Source organism: Saccharopolyspora sp. MMCC62, from assembly GCF_057736575.1.
The window spans coordinates 604,631-621,498 of record NZ_JBYKCM010000002.1 but is presented as its reverse complement, the minus strand read 5'-3'; the positions used below and the strand labels follow the sequence as shown (position 1 = coordinate 621,498).

15 protein-coding genes, 2 tRNA genes and 1 pseudogene are annotated in these 16,868 nt (G+C 70.3%); 6 read left to right on the top strand and 12 right to left on the bottom strand.

Annotated elements, in window-relative coordinates; all coding sequences use genetic code 11:
* Both AC29IT_RS07065 and pknB read left to right on the top strand, forming a co-directional pair.
* Nucleotides 1-1,674, top strand: coding sequence for a serine/threonine-protein kinase (locus tag AC29IT_RS07065; protein WP_488218258.1), 1,674 nt, complete (start codon nt 1-3; stop codon nt 1,672-1,674).
* Entirely contained in the window at nt 1,671-3,656 is a 1,986-nt protein-coding gene (pknB, locus tag AC29IT_RS07060; protein WP_358435353.1) for a Stk1 family PASTA domain-containing Ser/Thr kinase, read from the top strand. Before AC29IT_RS07065 ends, pknB begins: the two co-directional genes overlap by 4 nt.
* 140 nt (nt 3,657-3,796) lie before the next feature.
* On the opposite strand, the gene AC29IT_RS07055 is transcribed toward pknB, so the two are convergent.
* The 3 genes from AC29IT_RS07055 to AC29IT_RS07045 are packed head-to-tail and all read right to left on the bottom strand — an operon-like array spanning nt 3,797 to nt 5,422.
* Nucleotides 3,797-4,441 carry an aminodeoxychorismate/anthranilate synthase component II gene (locus AC29IT_RS07055; protein WP_358435350.1) on the bottom strand — a complete coding sequence of 215 codons (645 nt, stop codon included), beginning with the start codon at nt 4,439-4,441 and terminating at the stop codon, nt 3,797-3,799.
* Nucleotides 4,442-4,463: 22 nt separating this feature from the next.
* The gene (locus AC29IT_RS07050; protein WP_488218194.1) at nt 4,464-4,619 is read right to left on the bottom strand and encodes a hypothetical protein; all 156 of its coding nucleotides are present in this window, start codon (nt 4,617-4,619) and stop codon (nt 4,464-4,466) included.
* Nucleotides 4,619-5,422 (bottom strand): class E sortase, encoded by an 804-nt coding sequence (locus tag AC29IT_RS07045; RefSeq protein WP_488218193.1) that lies wholly within the window; start codon nt 5,420-5,422, stop codon nt 4,619-4,621. Before AC29IT_RS07045 ends, AC29IT_RS07050 begins: the two co-directional genes overlap by 1 nt.
* A gap of 268 nt (nt 5,423-5,690) precedes the next feature.
* Between AC29IT_RS07045 and crgA the strand changes: the two genes are divergently transcribed.
* Together crgA and AC29IT_RS07035 are read left to right on the top strand one after the other, a co-directional pair.
* Nucleotides 5,691-5,957 carry a cell division protein CrgA gene (gene crgA / locus AC29IT_RS07040; RefSeq protein WP_224958829.1) on the top strand — a complete coding sequence of 89 codons (267 nt, stop codon included), beginning with the start codon at nt 5,691-5,693 and terminating at the stop codon, nt 5,955-5,957.
* A 137-nt stretch (nt 5,958-6,094) separates the two neighbouring features.
* The gene (locus tag AC29IT_RS07035; RefSeq protein ID WP_488218192.1) at nt 6,095-6,505 is read left to right on the top strand and encodes a PH domain-containing protein; all 411 of its coding nucleotides are present in this window, start codon (nt 6,095-6,097) and stop codon (nt 6,503-6,505) included.
* 3 nt (nt 6,506-6,508) lie between these two features.
* Here AC29IT_RS07035 and AC29IT_RS07030 read toward each other — a convergent pair whose 3' ends face one another.
* Complete coding sequence (locus tag AC29IT_RS07030) at nt 6,509-7,417, bottom strand: rhomboid family intramembrane serine protease (RefSeq protein WP_488218191.1); 909 nt, start codon at nt 7,415-7,417, stop codon at nt 6,509-6,511.
* Nucleotide 7,418: 1 nt separating this feature from the next.
* A complete protein-coding gene (locus AC29IT_RS07025) occupies nt 7,419-7,973 on the bottom strand; it encodes a peptidylprolyl isomerase (protein WP_224958834.1) in 555 nt (184 codons plus the stop codon).
* 144 nt (nt 7,974-8,117) lie between these two features.
* On the opposite strand from AC29IT_RS07025, the gene AC29IT_RS07020 reads away from it, so the two are divergent.
* A complete protein-coding gene (locus tag AC29IT_RS07020; RefSeq protein ID WP_488218190.1) occupies nt 8,118-8,675 on the top strand; it encodes a hypothetical protein in 558 nt (185 codons plus the stop codon).
* 84 nt (nt 8,676-8,759) lie between these two features.
* Nucleotides 8,760-9,260, top strand: a complete 501-nt coding sequence (locus tag AC29IT_RS07015) for an SRPBCC family protein (RefSeq protein ID WP_488218189.1) — start codon at nt 8,760-8,762, stop codon at nt 9,258-9,260.
* Between the two features lie 45 nt (nt 9,261-9,305).
* Here the strand turns inward: AC29IT_RS07015 and AC29IT_RS07010 are convergent, their stop codons facing one another.
* From AC29IT_RS07010 to gyrB, 7 genes and pseudogenes are all read right to left on the bottom strand, one after another.
* Nucleotides 9,306-10,535 carry an MFS transporter gene (locus AC29IT_RS07010; protein ID WP_488218188.1) on the bottom strand — a complete coding sequence of 410 codons (1,230 nt, stop codon included), beginning with the start codon at nt 10,533-10,535 and terminating at the stop codon, nt 9,306-9,308.
* Nucleotides 10,536-10,739: 204 nt separating this feature from the next.
* Nucleotides 10,740-10,812, bottom strand: a tRNA-Ala gene (locus AC29IT_RS07005).
* A 124-nt stretch (nt 10,813-10,936) separates the two neighbouring features.
* Nucleotides 10,937-11,044 (bottom strand): annotated as a pseudogene (locus AC29IT_RS07000) (DLW-39 family protein); the annotation flags it as partial.
* A 72-nt stretch (nt 11,045-11,116) separates the two neighbouring features.
* A tRNA-Ile gene (locus AC29IT_RS06995) sits at nt 11,117-11,190 on the bottom strand.
* 95 nt (nt 11,191-11,285) lie between these two features.
* Nucleotides 11,286-12,083: a DUF3566 domain-containing protein gene (locus tag AC29IT_RS06990; protein WP_488218187.1), complete on the bottom strand. Its 798-nt coding sequence runs from the start codon at nt 12,081-12,083 to the stop codon at nt 11,286-11,288.
* Nucleotides 12,084-12,115: 32 nt separating this feature from the next.
* Nucleotides 12,116-14,611, bottom strand: coding sequence for a DNA gyrase subunit A (gene gyrA / locus AC29IT_RS06985; RefSeq protein WP_358435305.1), 2,496 nt, complete (start codon nt 14,609-14,611; stop codon nt 12,116-12,118).
* Between the two features lie 149 nt (nt 14,612-14,760).
* On the bottom strand, nt 14,761-16,734 hold the full coding sequence (gyrB, locus tag AC29IT_RS06980; protein ID WP_358435302.1) for a DNA topoisomerase (ATP-hydrolyzing) subunit B: 1,974 nt from the start codon (nt 16,732-16,734) through the stop codon (nt 14,761-14,763).
* Between the last annotated feature and the right edge of the window lie 134 nt (nt 16,735-16,868).

Here is a 16,868-nt window from a genome sequence, read left to right as displayed (position 1 = left end):
GTGCTGACCTCCGGCCAGTTGCTCGCCGACCGGTACCGGCTGGGTCGGCGGATCGCCGTGGGCGGAATGGGCGAGGTGTGGGAAGCCGTCGACGTCCGGCTGGACCGGACCGTCGCGGTGAAGGTGCTCAAGCCGGAGCTGTGCGGGGACGCGGAGTTCCTGCACCGCTTCCGCACGGAAGCCCGCACCACCGCCTCGCTGAACCACCCCGGCATCGCCGCCGTGCACGACTACGGCGAGACCGCCGCCATCCCGGACGGGCCGGAGGACACCGCCTACCTGGTGATGGAACTGGTCGAGGGCGAGCCGCTGGCCGCCGTGCTGGCCCGGGAGGGCCGGATCGCCGTCGAGCGCACCCTGGACATGCTGGAGCAGGCGGGCAACGCGCTGCAGGCCGCGCACGAACGCGGACTGGTGCACCGCGACGTCAAGCCCGGCAACATCCTGATCACCCCGACCGGGACGGTGAAGCTCACCGACTTCGGCATCGCCAAGGCCGCCGACGCGGCTCCGGTGACCCGTTCCGGGATGGTGATGGGCACCGCGCACTACATCGCGCCCGAACAGGCGCTGGGCAGCGAAGCGAGCCCGTCCAGCGACGTGTACTCGCTGGCCGTGGTGGGTTACGAATGTCTCAAGGGGCACCGCCCGTTCCTGTCCGACAACGCGGTTACCGTCGCGATGATGCACATCCGTGAAGTGGCCCCGCCGCTTCCGCCGGACGTGCCGCCGGGAGCTCGCGCGTTGATCGAGGCGACGCTGGTGAAGGACCCGCGCAGGCGCTACGGCGCAGGCGGGGAGTTCGCCAAGGCGGTCGCCGCGGTCCGCGCCGGATTACCGCTGCCGACACCTGCCGCGATGGTCGTCCATCAGCAGGCACCGAGGAATGTGGGGGCACCCGCGGGCGGCGTGCCCCCGCTGCACGTCGGGCCGCCGTCGCCGCAGCAGCCACCGATGGGCGGCGGCACGTACCCTCCGGGCACCATCCCGCCGCAGGGGCGGATGCCCGCCGCGCCGCAGCTGCCGCAGCAGTCCGGGCCGCCGACCTCCGGCATCCCGGCCGTCGCGCCGTACCCGCAGACCCCGGTCACGCAGGCCCGCACCGGGCTGTGGATCGTGCTGGCGCTGGCCGGTCTGGTGCTGCTGGTGCTGTTCGGCTTCCTCCTCTGGATGCTGCTGCCCGCGTCCGCAGGTCCGATGGGCGCGGCGCTGCTGGTCGCCGGTGCGCCGCGGCTGCGCGCGCGGGACGACCACCGACGGCCGGGTGCTCCGATGGGAGTACCGGAATCCGCCGCAGGCGGCTCTGCGACTATGGGGGTCACTCGCGTGGACCCGCAGCGGTGCGCCGGGAAGCGGACGCTTCTAGATTCTTCGGACCAGATCCGACAGACTGCGCTACGGAAAATCGGTCCGGACCGCGCGCGCCACCACGGCGCCGCGTTCCGGCCGTCGGAACGGCGTCGGTCCCAGCACTGCCGGGTCGGTCCCGGCAGCGACTGGATCGGTGCCGAGACGCGTGCCGCGGCGGTCGGGTCCGAGTTCGACGGTTCCGGCACACCGAAGTCGGGGACACACCGCGCGGATCATCGCCACCGGATGGCGGCGATCGGCAGTGCGCAGCGGGTCGGCATGATGGGACGATCATTGACAAAGATCGGGACGACGCATCGATGAGCTCACCGCGACTTCTCAACAACCGCTACGAAATCGGGGACACGCTCGGTTACGGCGGTATGTCGGAGGTCCACCGCGGCCGGGACATCCGGCTGGGGCGGGACGTGGCGGTCAAGGTACTGCGTGCCGACCTGGCCCGCGACCCCACGTTCCAACTCCGGTTCCGCCGCGAGGCGCAGAACGCCGCCGCGTTGAACCACCCGGCGATCGTCGCCGTCTACGACACCGGTGAGACGGACACCGAAGAGGACCAGCTCCCGTACATCGTCATGGAGTACGTGGACGGCCGGACGCTGCGCGACATCGTCAAGTCCGAGGGTCCGCTGCCGCCGCGCCGCGCGATGGAGGTCATGGCGGACGCCTCGGCGGCGCTGGACTTCAGCCACCGGCACGGGATCGTGCACCGCGACGTGAAGCCGGCCAACATCATGATCACCCGCTCCGGCGCGGTGAAGGTGATGGACTTCGGCATCGCCCGGGCGCTCGCCGACGGCCAGGCCGCGGTCACCCAGACCGCCGCGGTGATCGGCACCGCCCAGTACCTGTCGCCGGAGCAGGCGCGCGGCGAGTCCGTCGACGCCCGGTCCGACGTGTACGCGGCGGGCTGCGTGCTGTTCGAGCTGCTGACCTCGGAGCCGCCGTTCACCGGTGACTCGCCGGTCGCGGTGGCCTACCAGCACGTGCGGGAGGACCCGCGCAAGCCGTCCGACGTGAACTCGACGGTGCCCGCATCGCTGGACGCCGTGGTGCTCAAGGCGCTCAGCAAGAACCCGGCGAACCGGTACCAGTCGGCGGCCGAGATGCGCGCCGACCTGGTGCGGGTGCTGTCCGGCCAGCGGCCCAAGGCTCCGATGATCATGTCGGAGGAGGACCGCACCTCGATGATGGCGCCGCCCGCGGCGACCGAGGTGTTCAGCCCGGGCAGGCACCGCTCCGCGGAGCGCCACACCGGCTCCACGGCGACGGTGGCCGCCGCCGACTACGACGACGGCAAGCGCCGCCGGAACTGGCTGATCGCGCTGGTCACGCTCGCCTGCGTCGGGGTGTTCATCCTGGTCGCGTGGCTGGCGACGACCTTCTTCACGCAGCCCGACGAACCGGAGAAGGCGGCCGTCCCGCCGCTCGAGGGCATGACGATGAGCGCGGCCCGCTCGCAGCTCAACGCGAGCAACTGGCTGTTCGACGTCAGCCCGCAGAAGTGCGAGTCCACCGCCGAGCAGATCGGCACCGTGGTCAAGGTGACCCCGGCCGCGGGCACCCAGGTGGTGAAGAAGGAGCAGCGGCTCCAGCTGTGCGAGGGCGGCGGACCCGCGATCGTCAGCGTCCCCGACCTGTACGGCAAGGAGAAGAGCGAGGCCTCCACCCTGCTACGCGACCAGGGCCTGGTCCTGGGCTTGGACGACGACGAGGTCGAGGTCGAGGACTCCAACCTGGTCGGCAAGATCGTCGACTGGGAGAGCAAGGACGGCTCCGTCGCCCGCGGCACCACGATCAACGTGACCGTCGGCAAGGAGGTGGCGAAGACGCAGGTCCCGGACGTGCGCACCCTCTCCTACGAGCAGGCGAAGGCCACCCTGGAACCGGCGGGCTTCAACGTGCAGCGCCAGGAGCGGGACTCCGACCAGGACGCGGGCACGGTGATCGACCAGAACCCGTCGCCGGGGACCAGCGTCAAGAAGGGCTCCGAGATCACGCTGGTCGTGTCCAACGGCGCCCAGCTGACGATGCCGCCGCTGACCGGCAAGTCCAAGGACGAGGCCGAGCAGGCCCTCAGGTCGATGGGCTGGAACGGCAGCATCAAGGAGGAAGAGGTCGAGACCGACGACCTGAGCAAGGACGACGAGGTCATCGGCAGCTCGCCCGGAACCGGGCAGAAGATCGGCAAGAACCAGACGGTGACCTTGCAGATCGGCAAGTACTCCGCCAACCCGAGCACGAGCAATCCCCCGACCTCGGACGGGTTCTTCCCCGGCTTCGGTTGAAGGGGGCCGCGGGGCTGAACACCGGTGCCCGGAAGCCCGGTTCGCGCGCATCGCGCGGGACCGCGGCCTCCGGGCACCGTCGTGTTCCGGGCGGTTTCACGTGGAACGGGAGTCCGTGCAGGTCAGCGGACTCGGAACGATCAAGAACGCTGCGCGGCGGCGGCCAGCGAGCGCATCCCGCGCTCCAGCTCGTCCACCAGTTCCGCCTGCGGCGGGTGGCCTGCGGCGGTCATCCAGTTCGCCAGCATCCGGTGCCCGCCGTCGGTGAGCACGGACTCGGGGTGGAACTGCACGCCCTCGACCGGCAGCTCGCGGTGCCGCATGCCCATCACGATGCCGTCGGCGGTGCGCGCGGTGACCTCGAAGTCGTCCGGCACGCTCACCGCCCGCACGATCAGCGAGTGGTAGCGGGTCGCGACGAACGGCTGCGGCAGCCCGGCGAACACGCCGGCGCCGGAGTGCTCGATCAGCGAGGTCTTGCCGTGCAGCAGCTCGGGAGCCCGCTCCACGACACCGCCCCAGACCGCACCGATGGCCTGGTGCCCGAGGCACACCCCGAACAGCGGGCGCCGGTCGCGGGCGCAGGTCCGGACGAGCTCCATCGACCGGCCCGCCCGGTCCGGCGTCCCCGGCCCGGGGCTCAGCAGGACGCCGTCGGACCAGGCCACGTCCTCGTCGGTGACGGCGTCGTTGCGCCGCACCACGCAGTCCGCGCCGAGCTGGGCGAGGTACTGCACGAGGTTGTAGACGAAGCTGTCGTAGTTGTCGACGACGAGTACGCGCACCCCGCCAGCGTACCGGCGAGCCTCAGACCGTGGTGACGTCGTTGAACGGCAGCAGCGGCTCCAGCCACGGGAACACCACGAACAGCAGCAGCGCGACCACCATCAGCACGATGACCACCGCTTCGACGATCTTCACCGGCAGCGGTCCCGGCAGGTGCCGCCAGATCCAGTGGTACATCAGGACTCCTCGAGCTCCGCGGGCCGCAGGTCCCGGTGCACCGGGTCCTTCGGGTACTGCTTGACCAGCACGCCGTGCACGATCAGCCGCTGCTGCGCGGACCACCGCGGGTGGCAGGTGGTGAGCGTGATCAGCCGGGTCCGCTGCTCGGGCGGGACCTCGTCCCGCTGCCGCCACGGCACCGGGTAGATCACTTCGCCCTGCTCGGGGCGCACGATCTCCTGCCCGACCAGGCCCTGGTACGGCCCGCCGATCGGCGCGACGCCCGCGCAGCGCGGGTCGGCGGCCGGGTTCCAGCCCGACACCTGGTCGCGCATCGGCAGCACCCGGTACACGTACCAGTCGCTCGCGGTCTCCACGACGAGCGCATCGCAGGCGGTCAGCCGGTCGAGGTCGCCGAACGGGGCGCCCTTGCCGATGCGGTGCCCGGCGATGGCGAGGTTGCCCTGCTCACCGGGCAGCGCGGTGCCGGCGTAGTGGCCGGGTCCGGCGGCGAGGGTGGCCGAGTCGGTGCCCTCCAGCACGGTGTAGCGGAAGTCGGGACCGAGCGCGGGGATGTAGAGCTCGGCGAACCCCTCCCCCTCCGCGGTGGGCCCGGCGGTGGGCGGCGCGGGCTGCTCCCACTGGGCGCGCAGCCGGTCGCTCGCCGCGGCCTGGCTGCGGGCGCTGGTCCAATCGGTGACGTACACCGCGTAGAACACGAACAGCAGGACCACCAGCCCGAGGGTGATCAACACCTCGCCGGCGATGCGGAGGCCGCCGCGCAGCCGCTCACCTCGGAAATCCGGGGGTGGAGCGGTCACCACCTCAGACGTTTCCAACGGTATCCCTCTCATCACGACCCGCTCCGCACCGCGCAGGGGTGTTCGGTCAGGCGCGCGATTACGTTAACGTGTGAGTGGACAACGAGACGCGTCGTGATCGGTTCCGCTGTTGTGGCCAGACCCGCTCCGATACGTCGACCCGGGCCGTCCCGGCGCGGCGAACCGGTAGAGCGGCGGCCGTCGGCCGGTCCCGGCGCGTGCACCGACGCGAGCAGGGCTGCGGCCCGCACCACCTGGCGAGGACATCATGCCGAAGTCAAAGGTCCGCAAGAAGGACTCCGCTGCCACCCCGGTGGACCGCCGCACGCCGGTGAAGGCGAAATCGGTCGGCCCGTCGCACCCGATCTACGTGGTCGTGATGCTCGGCGTGATGCTGATCGGCCTGCTGTGGCTGGTGGTGAACTACCTGGCGGGCGAGCAGATCCCGTTCATGACCGAGCTGGGGCCGTGGAACTTCGCGGTCGGGTTCGCGTTCATCATCGTCGGCCTGCTGATGACGATGCGGTGGCGCTGAGGCGCTCCCCCGTCCGGGGCGGTGCGGTTCACGCGCACGGGCGGCCGGGTAGTCGAACCACACGCGTGTAACTCATCCCCAGTGTGGACAACTCCTGTGGATAACTCGGTTCGGCCCAGGTGCGGGACACTGCGGAGGTGGAGGTGAACACCGTGCGCGAGTGGTCCGCTCCCCTGGGCCTGGTCACCTGCGGGTGGGCGTTGGCGGCGTGCAGCGCCGTCTGGTGGTGGCTGTCCGAGACGTCGTCCGACCGCCTGTTCGTCGGGCTGCTCGTGGTGGTGCTGGTCGTCGCCGCGGGCTGCGGCAGCCTGCTGCGCCCTCGGCTGCGCGCCGATCCGTCCGGGATCGCGCTGCGCGGCTTCACCGGCACCAGGCACCACCCGTGGCCGCAGGTGCGGGTCGAGGTGCGGTCGCGGCAGCGCTTCGGCCTGAGCACCTCGACGCTGGAGCTGGACACCGACTCGGGTGAGCTGATCGTCCTCGGGAAGCTGGACCTCGGCGAGGACCCGCGGGACGTGGCCGACGTCTTGGACGAGCTGCGCGGCTGACGCTCAGCCCTGGAAGCAGCGGTCCGCGATGCAGTGGATCGGCCCGAGCGACAGGTCTCGCGTCACCACCGCCACGAGCAGCACCAGCAGCAACCCGCCGAGCGCCGCGGCCTGCACCGGCACCCGGCGGTCCCGCGGCGCGTACACCAGCGCCGCGGTCGCGGCCGCGCCCAGCGCCAGCCCGCCGAGGTGCCCGAGCAGCGAGATGCCCGGGATGGAGACGCTCAGCACGATGTTCAGCACGATCACGATGAGCACCGGCCGCAGGCTCACCTTCAGCCGCAGCGCCGCGACGGCGATCCCGCCCATCAGCCCGTAGACCGCGCCGGACGCACCGGCGACCGGCTGGTCGACCGCGCCGAGCAGGAACACCAGTGCGCTGCCGCCGAGCAGTGACAGGAAGTAGACGGCGGTGAAGCGCAACCGCCCCAGCACCTGCTCCAGGTCCCGCCCGATGATCCACAGCGCCACCATGTTCATCAGCAGGTGGATCAGACCGATGTGCAGGAAGCCGGAGCTCAGCAGGCGGATCCACTGCCCGCCCGCCACGCCCACCGGCCACAGCGAGAACTGGTAGAAGAGGTCGGATGCCGCGTTGCCCTGGACGCTGCCCGCCTGGAACGCCGTGGCGGCGAACGCCAGCACGTTCAGCACGATGAGGAGCGGCACCACGACCGGCTTCGCGCCGATCCGCGCGCCCGCGACGGTCACCGCTTCCCGCCCACCGCGCGAGCTCTGCGCCAGGCAGTCCACGCAGTGGTAGCCGACGGAGGCCTCGCGGAGGCAGTCCGGGCAGGCCGGGCGCTCGCAGCGCGCGCAGCGCAGCCCGGTCGGCCGGTCCGGATGGCGGACGCACCCGGGCAGGGGCGCCGCTTCCTCCGGACCGGCCGGCTGACCGGGTGGAACGCTCATGTCACTCGCCGAGCTCTACGGAGACCTTCTCGATGACGATGTCGGTCAGCGGGCGGTCCTGCGCGCCGGTCGCGGTGTGCGCGATGGCGTCCACGACCTCGCGGGACTCCTGGTCGGCGACCTCGCCGAAGATGGTGTGCTTGTAGTTGAGGTGCGGCGTGCGCGCGACCGTGATGAAGAACTGCGAACCGTTCATGTTCGGCCGGCCCGGGTTCGCCATGCCCAGCACGTACGGCTTGTCGAACTGCAGCTCCGGGTGGAACTCGTCGACGAACTCGTACCCGGGGCCGCCACGGCCGGTGCCGGTCGGGTCCCCGGTCTGGATCATGAAGCCGTCGATGACCCGGTGGAAGATCACGCCGTCGTAGAACGGGCCGGAACGCTCTCCGCGGGCGTTCGGGCTCGTGTACTCCTTGGTCCCTTCGGCGAGCCCCACGAAGTTGCCCACCGTTTTCGGCGCCTGGTTCGGGAAGAGGTTGATCCGGATGTCGCCCTGCGAGGTGTGCAGGGTCGCGGTCACGGTCTTCCCGACGAGCGATCCGTTGTCTTCAGCCACACGCCCATCCTGCCATCGGAAAGCGGGAACCACGTGCCTGGGTGCAGTATTGGTGGTGATCGTCGCGTGCCGGATACGGTTCGGCACGGCAGGACGACCGGTGAACGCCGGCCAAGGAGGCACACGATGGACGAGGTGGAGGCGATGGCCCGAACTGGAGAGAACGTGGGCAGGGCGGTCGGCACGGGGGTGCGCACCGCGCGCGAGAGTGCCATCCGAGCGACCAAGTACGGTCGCGCCGCGACCAAGCAGGCGATCGCCCGCGCGGAGCAGGAGCTGACCGAACGCGGTCTGGCTCCGGAGCACCTGCCCGAACTGCTCGCCCAGAAGGCCACCGGGCTCTCCCGCGATGACCTCGCCGAGCGCGGCCGCAAGGCCCGCAAGCAGTGGGAGAAGACCCGCAAGGACTGGGACAAGAAGACCGCGAAGTCCCGCAAGCGGCTGACGAAGAACGCCGAGCAAGCCCGCAAGGAGCTCGCGAAGAACGCCGAGCAGGCGCGCAAGGAGCTCGCGGCCCGCATCGACCCGGCGCCGAAGTCGCGCCGCAAGTGGCCGTGGGTGCTGCTGGTGCTGGCCGCGGTCGGCGGGGTGGCCGTGGTGGCGTTGTCGCGCCGCCCGGAGGAGCTGCCGATCGCCGAGGCCGAGGACTTCCCGACCCACGAGGACGGGTTCCCCGAGGCGCGTCCCGACTCGGATCGCTGAGCACGTGCCGACGCGGCGGTGCCCTCCGGGGTGCCGCCGCGTTCGCGTCTCCGCACCCCGCCCGTGCGGCGTACTGTTGATCTAGTGACTCATGACGACACCCCCCAGGTGGACCTGCACCACTCGACCTCCGTCGCCGCCGCGCCGGAGCAGATCTACCCGCTGATCAGCGATATCACCCGGTACGGCGAGTGGAGTCCGGAGAGCGCCGGCGGCGAATGGCTGTCCGGCACCCCCGGCGCGGTCGGTTCCCGGTTCCGCGGGGACAACGACAACGGCGAACGCACCTGGTCCAGCGAGTGCGAGGTGCTCGCCGCCGAGCCCGGCCGCCGCTTCGCGTTCGGCGTGCTGCCCGGTTCCGAGCGGCCGGACAACTCCGTGTGGTCCTTCGAGGTCGAGCCGGAGGGCTCGGGTTCCCGGCTCACCCAGCGGTACGTGATGCAGGTGCTGCCCGGGCCGATCCAGGAGTTCCTCTCCCAGCAGGAGGACGGCGGTGCCCAGTTCGTCGCGAACCGCACCGAGCAGCTGAAGGACGCGCTGCGCCAGACCGTCGACGGCATCAAGCAGGCCGCCGAACAGGGCTGAACCGGCACCGGTGGCGCCGCGCGGGAGCGGCGCCACCGCGTCCCGTCAGGCGGACCGCTCGGTGTCGGTCCCCCCGACCAGCGCGATCCCGATGGCACCGAGCACGCCCACGGCGGCGAACGCGTAGAAGCCCCACGGGTAGGCGACCCCCGCGGTGAGCAGCGCGCCGCCGAGCAGCGGCCCGCAGATCGCGCCGAGCCGCCCGACCCCGGCCGACCAGCCGAGCCCCGTGGCGCGGTTCGCCGCCGGGTACAACCGGCCCACGTAGGCGTAGACGAGCACCTGCGCGCTGAACACGAAGCAGCCGGCCACGAACACCGCCGCGTACACGCCGACCTCGGGCAGCCGGATGCTCAGCACCGACAGGAACAGCGCCGCCGCGGCGAACCAGCCGATCGTCACCGGCCCGATGCGCCTGCGGTCGGCGACGACGCCCGCGACGACCAGCCCGAGGACCGCTCCCAGGTTCAGCGTCAGCAGCAGCCCCAGCGCGGCGCCGAGCGGGTACCCGGCGACCCGCATGATCTCGGGCAGCCAGGTGTTGAGGCCGTACACCAGCATCAGGCCCATGAACGACGTCACCCAGAACGCGAGGGTGGGGCGCGCGAACCCGTCGCGGAACAGCCCGCGCACCGCGCTCAGCCCGCCGCGGAGGCCCGCGTTCTCGGCGTCCACCGCCTCGAACTGCCGGGACTCCGGCAGGTAGCGGATCATCAGCGGCACCAGGACCAGCGCCGGTCCCCCGCCGAGCAGGAACATCCACGGCCAGCCCAGGGTGGGCAGCACCAGGATGCCCAGCACCGCGGTGAGGATGGCGCCGGCGTGGTAACCGGTCATGACGGTGGTGGTGGCGCCGCCGTTGCGCCCGGGCTTGGAGTACTCGGTGACCAGCGCGATGGCGATCGGCACGCAACCGCCGAGCCCCAAGCCCGCCAGGAAGCGCAGCAGCGAGAACACCAGCACCGAGGGCGCCACGGCGCACACCGTGGTGAACAGCGAGAAGCTGATCACCGAGAAGATCAGCGCCGCCCGCCTGCCGACGACGTCGGTGAGGGTGCCGATGGCGAGCGCCCCGATCGCCATGCCGAGCAGCCCCAGCGTGGAGGCCAGCGAGGCCGTCGTCGGGGTCAGGCCCCACACGTGCTGGTCCAGCAGCACCGGCAGCACGCTGCCCAGGACGACCAGGTCGAACCCGTCCAGCAGCACCGCGCACCAGCACAGCGGCACGACCCAGCCGGCGTGCGCGGCGGAGCCTGCATCGGTCGCGGTGGTCATGCGCCGCCACCCCCTCGAATTGATCTTCCTTGGGTTGATCGCTGCATGGTGCACTCCCGGGCGCGCCCTGCAGCACGAGGGCTTCCGCTCAACGAAAAGGAGCACGGCATCGGAACGCGCCGTTCGATCGCGTTCGGGGCGGATGCACCGAAACCCGATCCGGGCATGAAAAAAGACCAGGTCCATCGACCTGGTCTTGCGGGGTGGAGACGAGGGGAATCGAACCCCTAACCCCCGCCTTGCAAAGGCGGTGCTCTGCCAATTGAGCTACGTCCCCGTTCGGCGCCTCAGCGCCTGGCCGCCGGTGCCCGGTGCTCCCGGTCCGATGTCCGCTCAGCGGAGGTTCGGCGCGAGCTCCCGGGCGACGACCGGATGGGCCGGAGTTCGGCTCACACCTCGCCAGCGGTGGCCTCGCGCCAGAGGTCGGCCTCGGCCTTGGCTGCGCGGTTGCGGCGGACGACGAACAGAACGGCACCGGCAACGACGGCGAGTGCGAGAAGCTTCTTCATTTCCGGTCGCCTCCTAGAACGGGGCACCCGCAGAACCGCGGGCATCGGGAGAACATCCTTGAACAGGAAGGGTGGGCCTAGAAGGACTTGAACCTTCGACCTCTTCGTTATCAGCGAAGCGCTCTAACCGCCTGAGCTATAGGCCCTTGGTGTGACTCGAAGATTACACGACCGCGGAGCGAGTCCACGCAGGGGGGTCCCGGCGGGGTGGCGACCGGTTCCGGCCGCCACCCCGGTCCGGTCACTCCCGCTCGGACAGCGTGACTTCCACGCCCCCGGCGAAGTCGGCGGCCACGTTGTAGATGAACGCGCTCACCGTCGCCAGCGCCGTGAACAGCACGATGTTGATCGCCCCGATGATGGAGGCGACGCCGAACACGCGGCCCGCGCTGATCAGTTCTTCGCTGGCGGCGTCCTCCGGCGAGGTGAGCTCGGTGAACGTGCCGTTCAGCGAGTCCCACACCCCCATGCCGTCGAGCACCCCGTAGAGCACGGCGACCGCGATCATCCAGACGAAGAACATCGCGACGCTGAGCACCAGCGCCAGCTTCAGCACCGACCACGGGTCGAGCCGCTTGACCTGGAGGCTCGCCCGTCGCGGTCCCCGGCTGGGCCTGCGGGCGCTGGTGGACTGCGCGCCCGGCCGTGCGGCCGCGCCGAAGTTCACCGCGGTGCGCCCGTCAGCGCCCTGCTTCGGGATCTCGGTCCGCACGGTCTCCTGGTCGTACCCCGGCTTCGGGATGCCCTGGGTCTGCGCGGTGTCGAGCCCGGACTGGGATTCGTCGGAGCTGTCGGCCCCGGCCCCGCTGCGCTGCCACGGCGGCGGCGTCTCGGTGCCTTCGAAGGTCTCCGAACCGTTCGGCGTCGAGCTCGCCTCGCCGTTGCCGTCGGCCGCGGTCGACGTGTCGCCGTCGCCCTCGGCCGCAGCGGTCTGCCCGGTCATCACCGAGGTGTGCTGGGAGTTCTGGCCGTTGGTCGGTTCGGCATCCTGGTCACCCGGGTGCCCGTCCGGACGCTCCGGCTTCTCGGAAGATGTCACGAGAGATCCTTCATGATCGTCATCGGCGGTCGCTACTTCGTCGGCTCAGGCCCGGCGGCGTCCGGATCGGCGGCCTCGTCGGCGCTGCGCGCGATGGCCACCACCGAAGTCCCGTCGCCCAGGTTCATCAGACGCACCCCCTTCGTCTGCCTGCCTGCCTTGCGCACCTCCTTGGCGGTGGTCCGAATGACGCCGCCGGTGGAAGTGATCGCGTAGAGCTCATCGTCCAGGTCGACGATGAGCGCCCCGACAAGCCTCCCACGTTTGCGGTCGTACTGAACGGTGAGCACACCCTTGCCGCCGCGGCCCTGGACCGGGTAGTCGTCGATCTCCGTCCGCTTGGCGTAACCGCCGTCGGTGGCGACCAGGACGAACCGGCCGGCCCGGACGACGCCCATCGCGAGCAGTTCGTCGCCGGCGTTGAACCGCATGCCGAGCACGCCTGAGGTGGCGCGTCCCATGGGGCGCAGCGCCTCGTCGGTGGCGTGGAACCGGATCGACTGGCCTTCGGCGGAGACCAGCAGCAGGTCGTCCTCCTCGGAGCACAGCACCGCGCCGACCAGCTCGTCCTCGTCCTTCAGGTTCACCCCGATGAGTCCACCCGAACGGTTCGAGTCGAAGTCGGTGAGCCGCGACTTCTTCACCAGGCCCGCCTTGGTGGCCAGCACCAGGTACGGGGCGGCGGTGTAGTCCTTGATCTGCATGACCTGGGCGATGTGCTCGTCCGGCTGGAAGGCGAGCAGGTTCGCCACGTGCTGGCCGCGGGCGGTGCGGTTCGCCTCGGGCAGCTCGTAGGCCTTCGCCCGGTACACCCGGCCCTTGTTCGTGAAGAACAGCATCCAGTCGTGCGTGGAGCAGACGAAGAAGTGCGAGACGATGTCGTCCTGCTTGAGCTGCGCGCCCTGCACGCCCTTGCCGCCGCGCTTCTGCGCGCGGTACAGGTCGGTGCGGGTCCGCTTCGCGTAGCCGGTGCGGGTGATCGTGACGACGACGTCCTCGTCGGCGATGAGGTCCTCCATCGAGACCTCGCCCTCGTAGGGCACGATCTTGGTGCGGCGGTCCTCGCCGTACTTCTCGACGATCTCCATGAGCTCGTCGCGGATGATCTGCCGCTGGCGCTCCGGCTTCTCGAGGATGTCCTTGTAGTCCTCGATCTCCAGCTCCAGCTCGGCGAGCCGATCGGTGATCTTCTGGCGCTCCAGCGCGGCGAGCCGCCGCAGCTGCATCTCCAGGATCGCGTCGGCCTGCACCTCGTCGACGTCGAGCAGCCCGATCAGCCCGGTTCGCGCCTCGTCCACGGTCGGCGACCGGCGGATCAGCGCGATCACCGCGTCCAGCGCGTCCAGCGCCTTGACCAGGCCGCGCAGCACGTGGGCGCGCTCCTCGGCCTTGCGCAACCGGAAGCGGGTGCGCCGGACGATGACCTCGATCTGGTGCGTGACGTAGTACCGGATCACCTGGTCGAGGCGCAGCGTGCGCGGCACGCCCTCGACCAGCGCCAGCATGTTCACGCCGAACGTGGTCTGCAGCTGGGTGTGCTTGTAGAGGTTGTTCAGCACCACCTTCGGGATCGCGTCCCGCTTCAAGGTGACGACGATGCGCATGCCGCGGCGGCTGTTGGACTCGTCGGCGATGTCCGAGATGCCGGTGAGCTTGCCGTCGCGGTGCATGGCCGCGATGTTCTCGATCAAGTTGTCCGGGTTGACCTGGTAGGGCAGCTCAGTGACGACCAGCGAGGTGCGGCCCTTCGCGTCCTCCTCGACGGAGACGACGGAACGCATCTTGATGGAGCCGCGGCCGGTGCGGTACGCGTCCGCGATGGCGTTGGTGCCGAGGATCAGCGCCCTGGTCGGGAAGTCCGGCCCCTTGATCCGCTTGATCAGCTCTTCGAGGAGCGTCTCGTCGTCGACCTCGGGGTTCTCCAGCAGGTAGACCACGCCGTCGGCGACTTCCCGCAGGTTGTGCGGCGGGATGTTCGTCGCCATCCCGACCGCGATGCCGCTACCGCCGTTGACCAGCAGGTTCGGGATGCGGGCCGGGAGGACGTCCGGCTCCTGGGTCCGACCGTCGTAGTTGTCGGAGAAGTCGACGGTGTCCTCTTCGATGTCGGCGAGCATGTGCATCGCCAACGGCTTCAACCGCGACTCGGTGTACCGCATGGCGGCCGCCGGGTCGTTGCCCGGCGAACCGAAGTTGCCCTGCCCGTCGATCAGCGGGTGCCGCATCGCCCACGGCTGCGCCAGCCGCACCAGGGTGTCGTAGATCGCCGAGTCGCCGTGCGGGTGGTAGTTGCCCATCACCTCGCCGACGACGCGGGAGCACTTCACGTAGCCCCGGTCCGGGCGGAACCCGGAGTCGTACATCGCGTACAGCACGCGGCGGTGCACCGGCTTGAGGCCGTCCCGCACGTCCGGCAGGGCGCGCGCGACGATGACGCTCATCGCGTAGTTGATGTAGGAGTTCTGCATCTCCTGCTGGATGTCGACCGGTTCTACGCGGCCGTGTTCCGGCGGCAGGATTTCCGTCACGAGTGGAGGTTCCTTTCAGGCGGGTGGGGCGGGTTCCTGCGCCGGCGCGACGCGGGCGAGCCTCCGCGGAGCTCGCCCGGGTCGCGGCGTGCCGGGCGGGTCGGCCCGGCGACGGCGGTCGGTCCCCGTCCGTGCTGGCGGGTCCGGGATCAGACGTCGAGGAAGCCGACGTCCTTGGCGTTGCGCACGATGAACGAGCGGCGCGCTTCGACGTCCTCGCCCATGAGCACGCTGAACAGCTCGTCGGCGGTCGCGGCGTCGTCCAGCGAGACCTGCATGAGCAGCCGGGTGTCCGGGTCCATGGTGGTCTCCCACAGCTCCTGCGGGTTCATCTCGCCGAGACCCTTGTAGCGCTGGATGCCGTCGTCCTTCGGCAGCTTGCGGCCGGCCGCCGCACCCGCCTCCAGCAGGCCGTCGCGCTCGCGGTCGGAGTAGGCGAACTCCGGCTCCGAGCGCGGCCACTTGATCTTGTAGAGCGGCGGGCGGGCCAGGTAGACGTGCCCGTTCTCGATCAGCGGGCGCATGAACCGGAACAGCAGGGTGAGCAGCAGGGTCCGGATGTGCTGGCCGTCGACGTCGGCGTCGGCCATCAGCACGATCTTGTGGTACCGCAGCTTCGACAGGTCGAACTCGTCGTGGATGCCGGTGCCCAGCGCGGTGATGATCGACTGGACCTCGTTGTTCTTGAGGACCTTGTCGATCCGCGCCTTCTCCACGTTGATGATCTTGCCTCGGATCGGCAGGATAGCCTGGAAGCGCGACTCCCGGCCGTCCTTCGCCGAACCGCCCGCGGAGTCGCCCTCCACGATGTAGAGCTCGCACTCGTCGGGCTGGTTGGACTGGCAGTCCTTCAACTTGCCGGGCAGGCCGCCGATGTCCATCGCGCTCTTGCGCCGGACCAGCTCCTTCGCCCGCCGGGCCGCCATCCGCGCCTGCGCCGAGCCGACCGCCTTGTTGATGATCGTCTTGGCGTCGGCGGGGTTGCGCTCGAACCAGTCGTTGAGCCACTCGAAGGACGCCGTCTGCACGAACGACTTGACCTCGGTGTTGCCCAGCTTCGTCTTCGTCTGGCCCTCGAACTGCGGCTCCCGGACCTTCACCGACACGATCGCGGCGAGGCCTTCGCGGACGTCGTCGCCGGTGAGGCTGCCGTCCTTCTCCTTGAGGAGCTTCTTCTCCTTCGCGTAGGCGTTGACCACGCGGGTCAGCGCCGAGCGGAAGCCCTCCTCGTGGGTACCGCCCTCGTGCGTGTTGATCGTGTTCGCGAAGGTGTAGACCGACTGGTTGTAGCCGGAGTTCCACTGCATCGCGACCTCGACCTCGACGCCGGTGCCGGAGGCGCTGAAGGCGACGGCCTTCTTGTGGATCGGCTCCTTCGTCGCGTTGATGTGCTTGACGAAGTCCTCGAGCCCGCCCGGGTAGTGGAAGGTCCGCTCCTTCGCGCGCGCCACCTGGCCGCCCGCGTCCTCGCCGGACTCGTCCTCGTCGGCGATGCGCTCGTCGCGCAGCACGATGGTCAGCCCCTTGTTCAGGAACGCCATCTCCTGCAGGCGCCGGGACACCGTCTCCGCGTTGTAGCGGGTGGTCTCGAAGATGTTCGGGTCCGCCCAGAAGGTGATCGAGGTACCGGTGCGCTTGGTGCCCTCGCCCTTCTTCACGTCGCTGACCGGCTTGGAGTCCTCGTACCGCTGGCGCCACACGCTGCCGTCGCGGTAGATCTCCGCTTCCAGCGCGGACGAGAGGGCGTTCACCACCGACACGCCGACGCCGTGCAGACCACCGGAGACGGCGTAGGAGTCGCCGCCGAACTTGCCGCCCGCGTGCAGCACGGTGAGCACGACCTCCAAGGTCGGCTTCTTCTCCACGGGGTGCATGTCCACCGGGATGCCGCGGCCGTCGTCGGTGACGCGGACCCCGCCGTCGGCCAGCAGGGTCACCTCGACGGTCGTCGCGTAACCGGCCATCGCCTCGTCGACGGAGTTGTCCACCACCTCCCACACGAGGTGGTGCAGGCCGCGCTCACCGGTGGAACCGATGTACATGCCGGGACGCTTGCGGACGGCTTCCAAGCCCTCAAGCACGGTGATGGACGACGCGCTGTATTCGTTCTTCTTCGATGCCACGGGCCTCGGTGTCTCCTCGAACCGGCAATGTGTCTGGGTGGCCCGGCCGCGTCGGCGACCGCCTGCGGCGCCCGCGCACGGGCGCCGACCACGGCGGGCGCGGCTCGTCGTCCGGTCCTGGGAACGGCCGCGAC

Bases quoted from the DNA above. Each gene is read 5' to 3' on its own strand.
- AC29IT_RS07050 (WP_488218194.1), bottom strand. From the start codon at position 4,619: ATGTACCACTGGATCTGGCGGCACCTGCCGGGACCGCTGCCGGTGAAG.
- pknB (WP_358435353.1), top strand. From the start codon at position 1,671: ATGAGCTCACCGCGACTTCTCAACAACCGCTACGAAATCGGGGACACG.
- AC29IT_RS07020 (WP_488218190.1), top strand. From the start codon at position 8,118: ATGGCCCGAACTGGAGAGAACGTGGGCAGGGCGGTCGGCACGGGGGTG.
- AC29IT_RS07010 (WP_488218188.1), bottom strand. From the start codon at position 10,535: ATGACCACCGCGACCGATGCAGGCTCCGCCGCGCACGCCGGCTGGGTC.
- AC29IT_RS07030 (WP_488218191.1), bottom strand. From the start codon at position 7,417: ATGAGCGTTCCACCCGGTCAGCCGGCCGGTCCGGAGGAAGCGGCGCCC.
- crgA (WP_224958829.1), top strand. From the start codon at position 5,691: ATGCCGAAGTCAAAGGTCCGCAAGAAGGACTCCGCTGCCACCCCGGTG.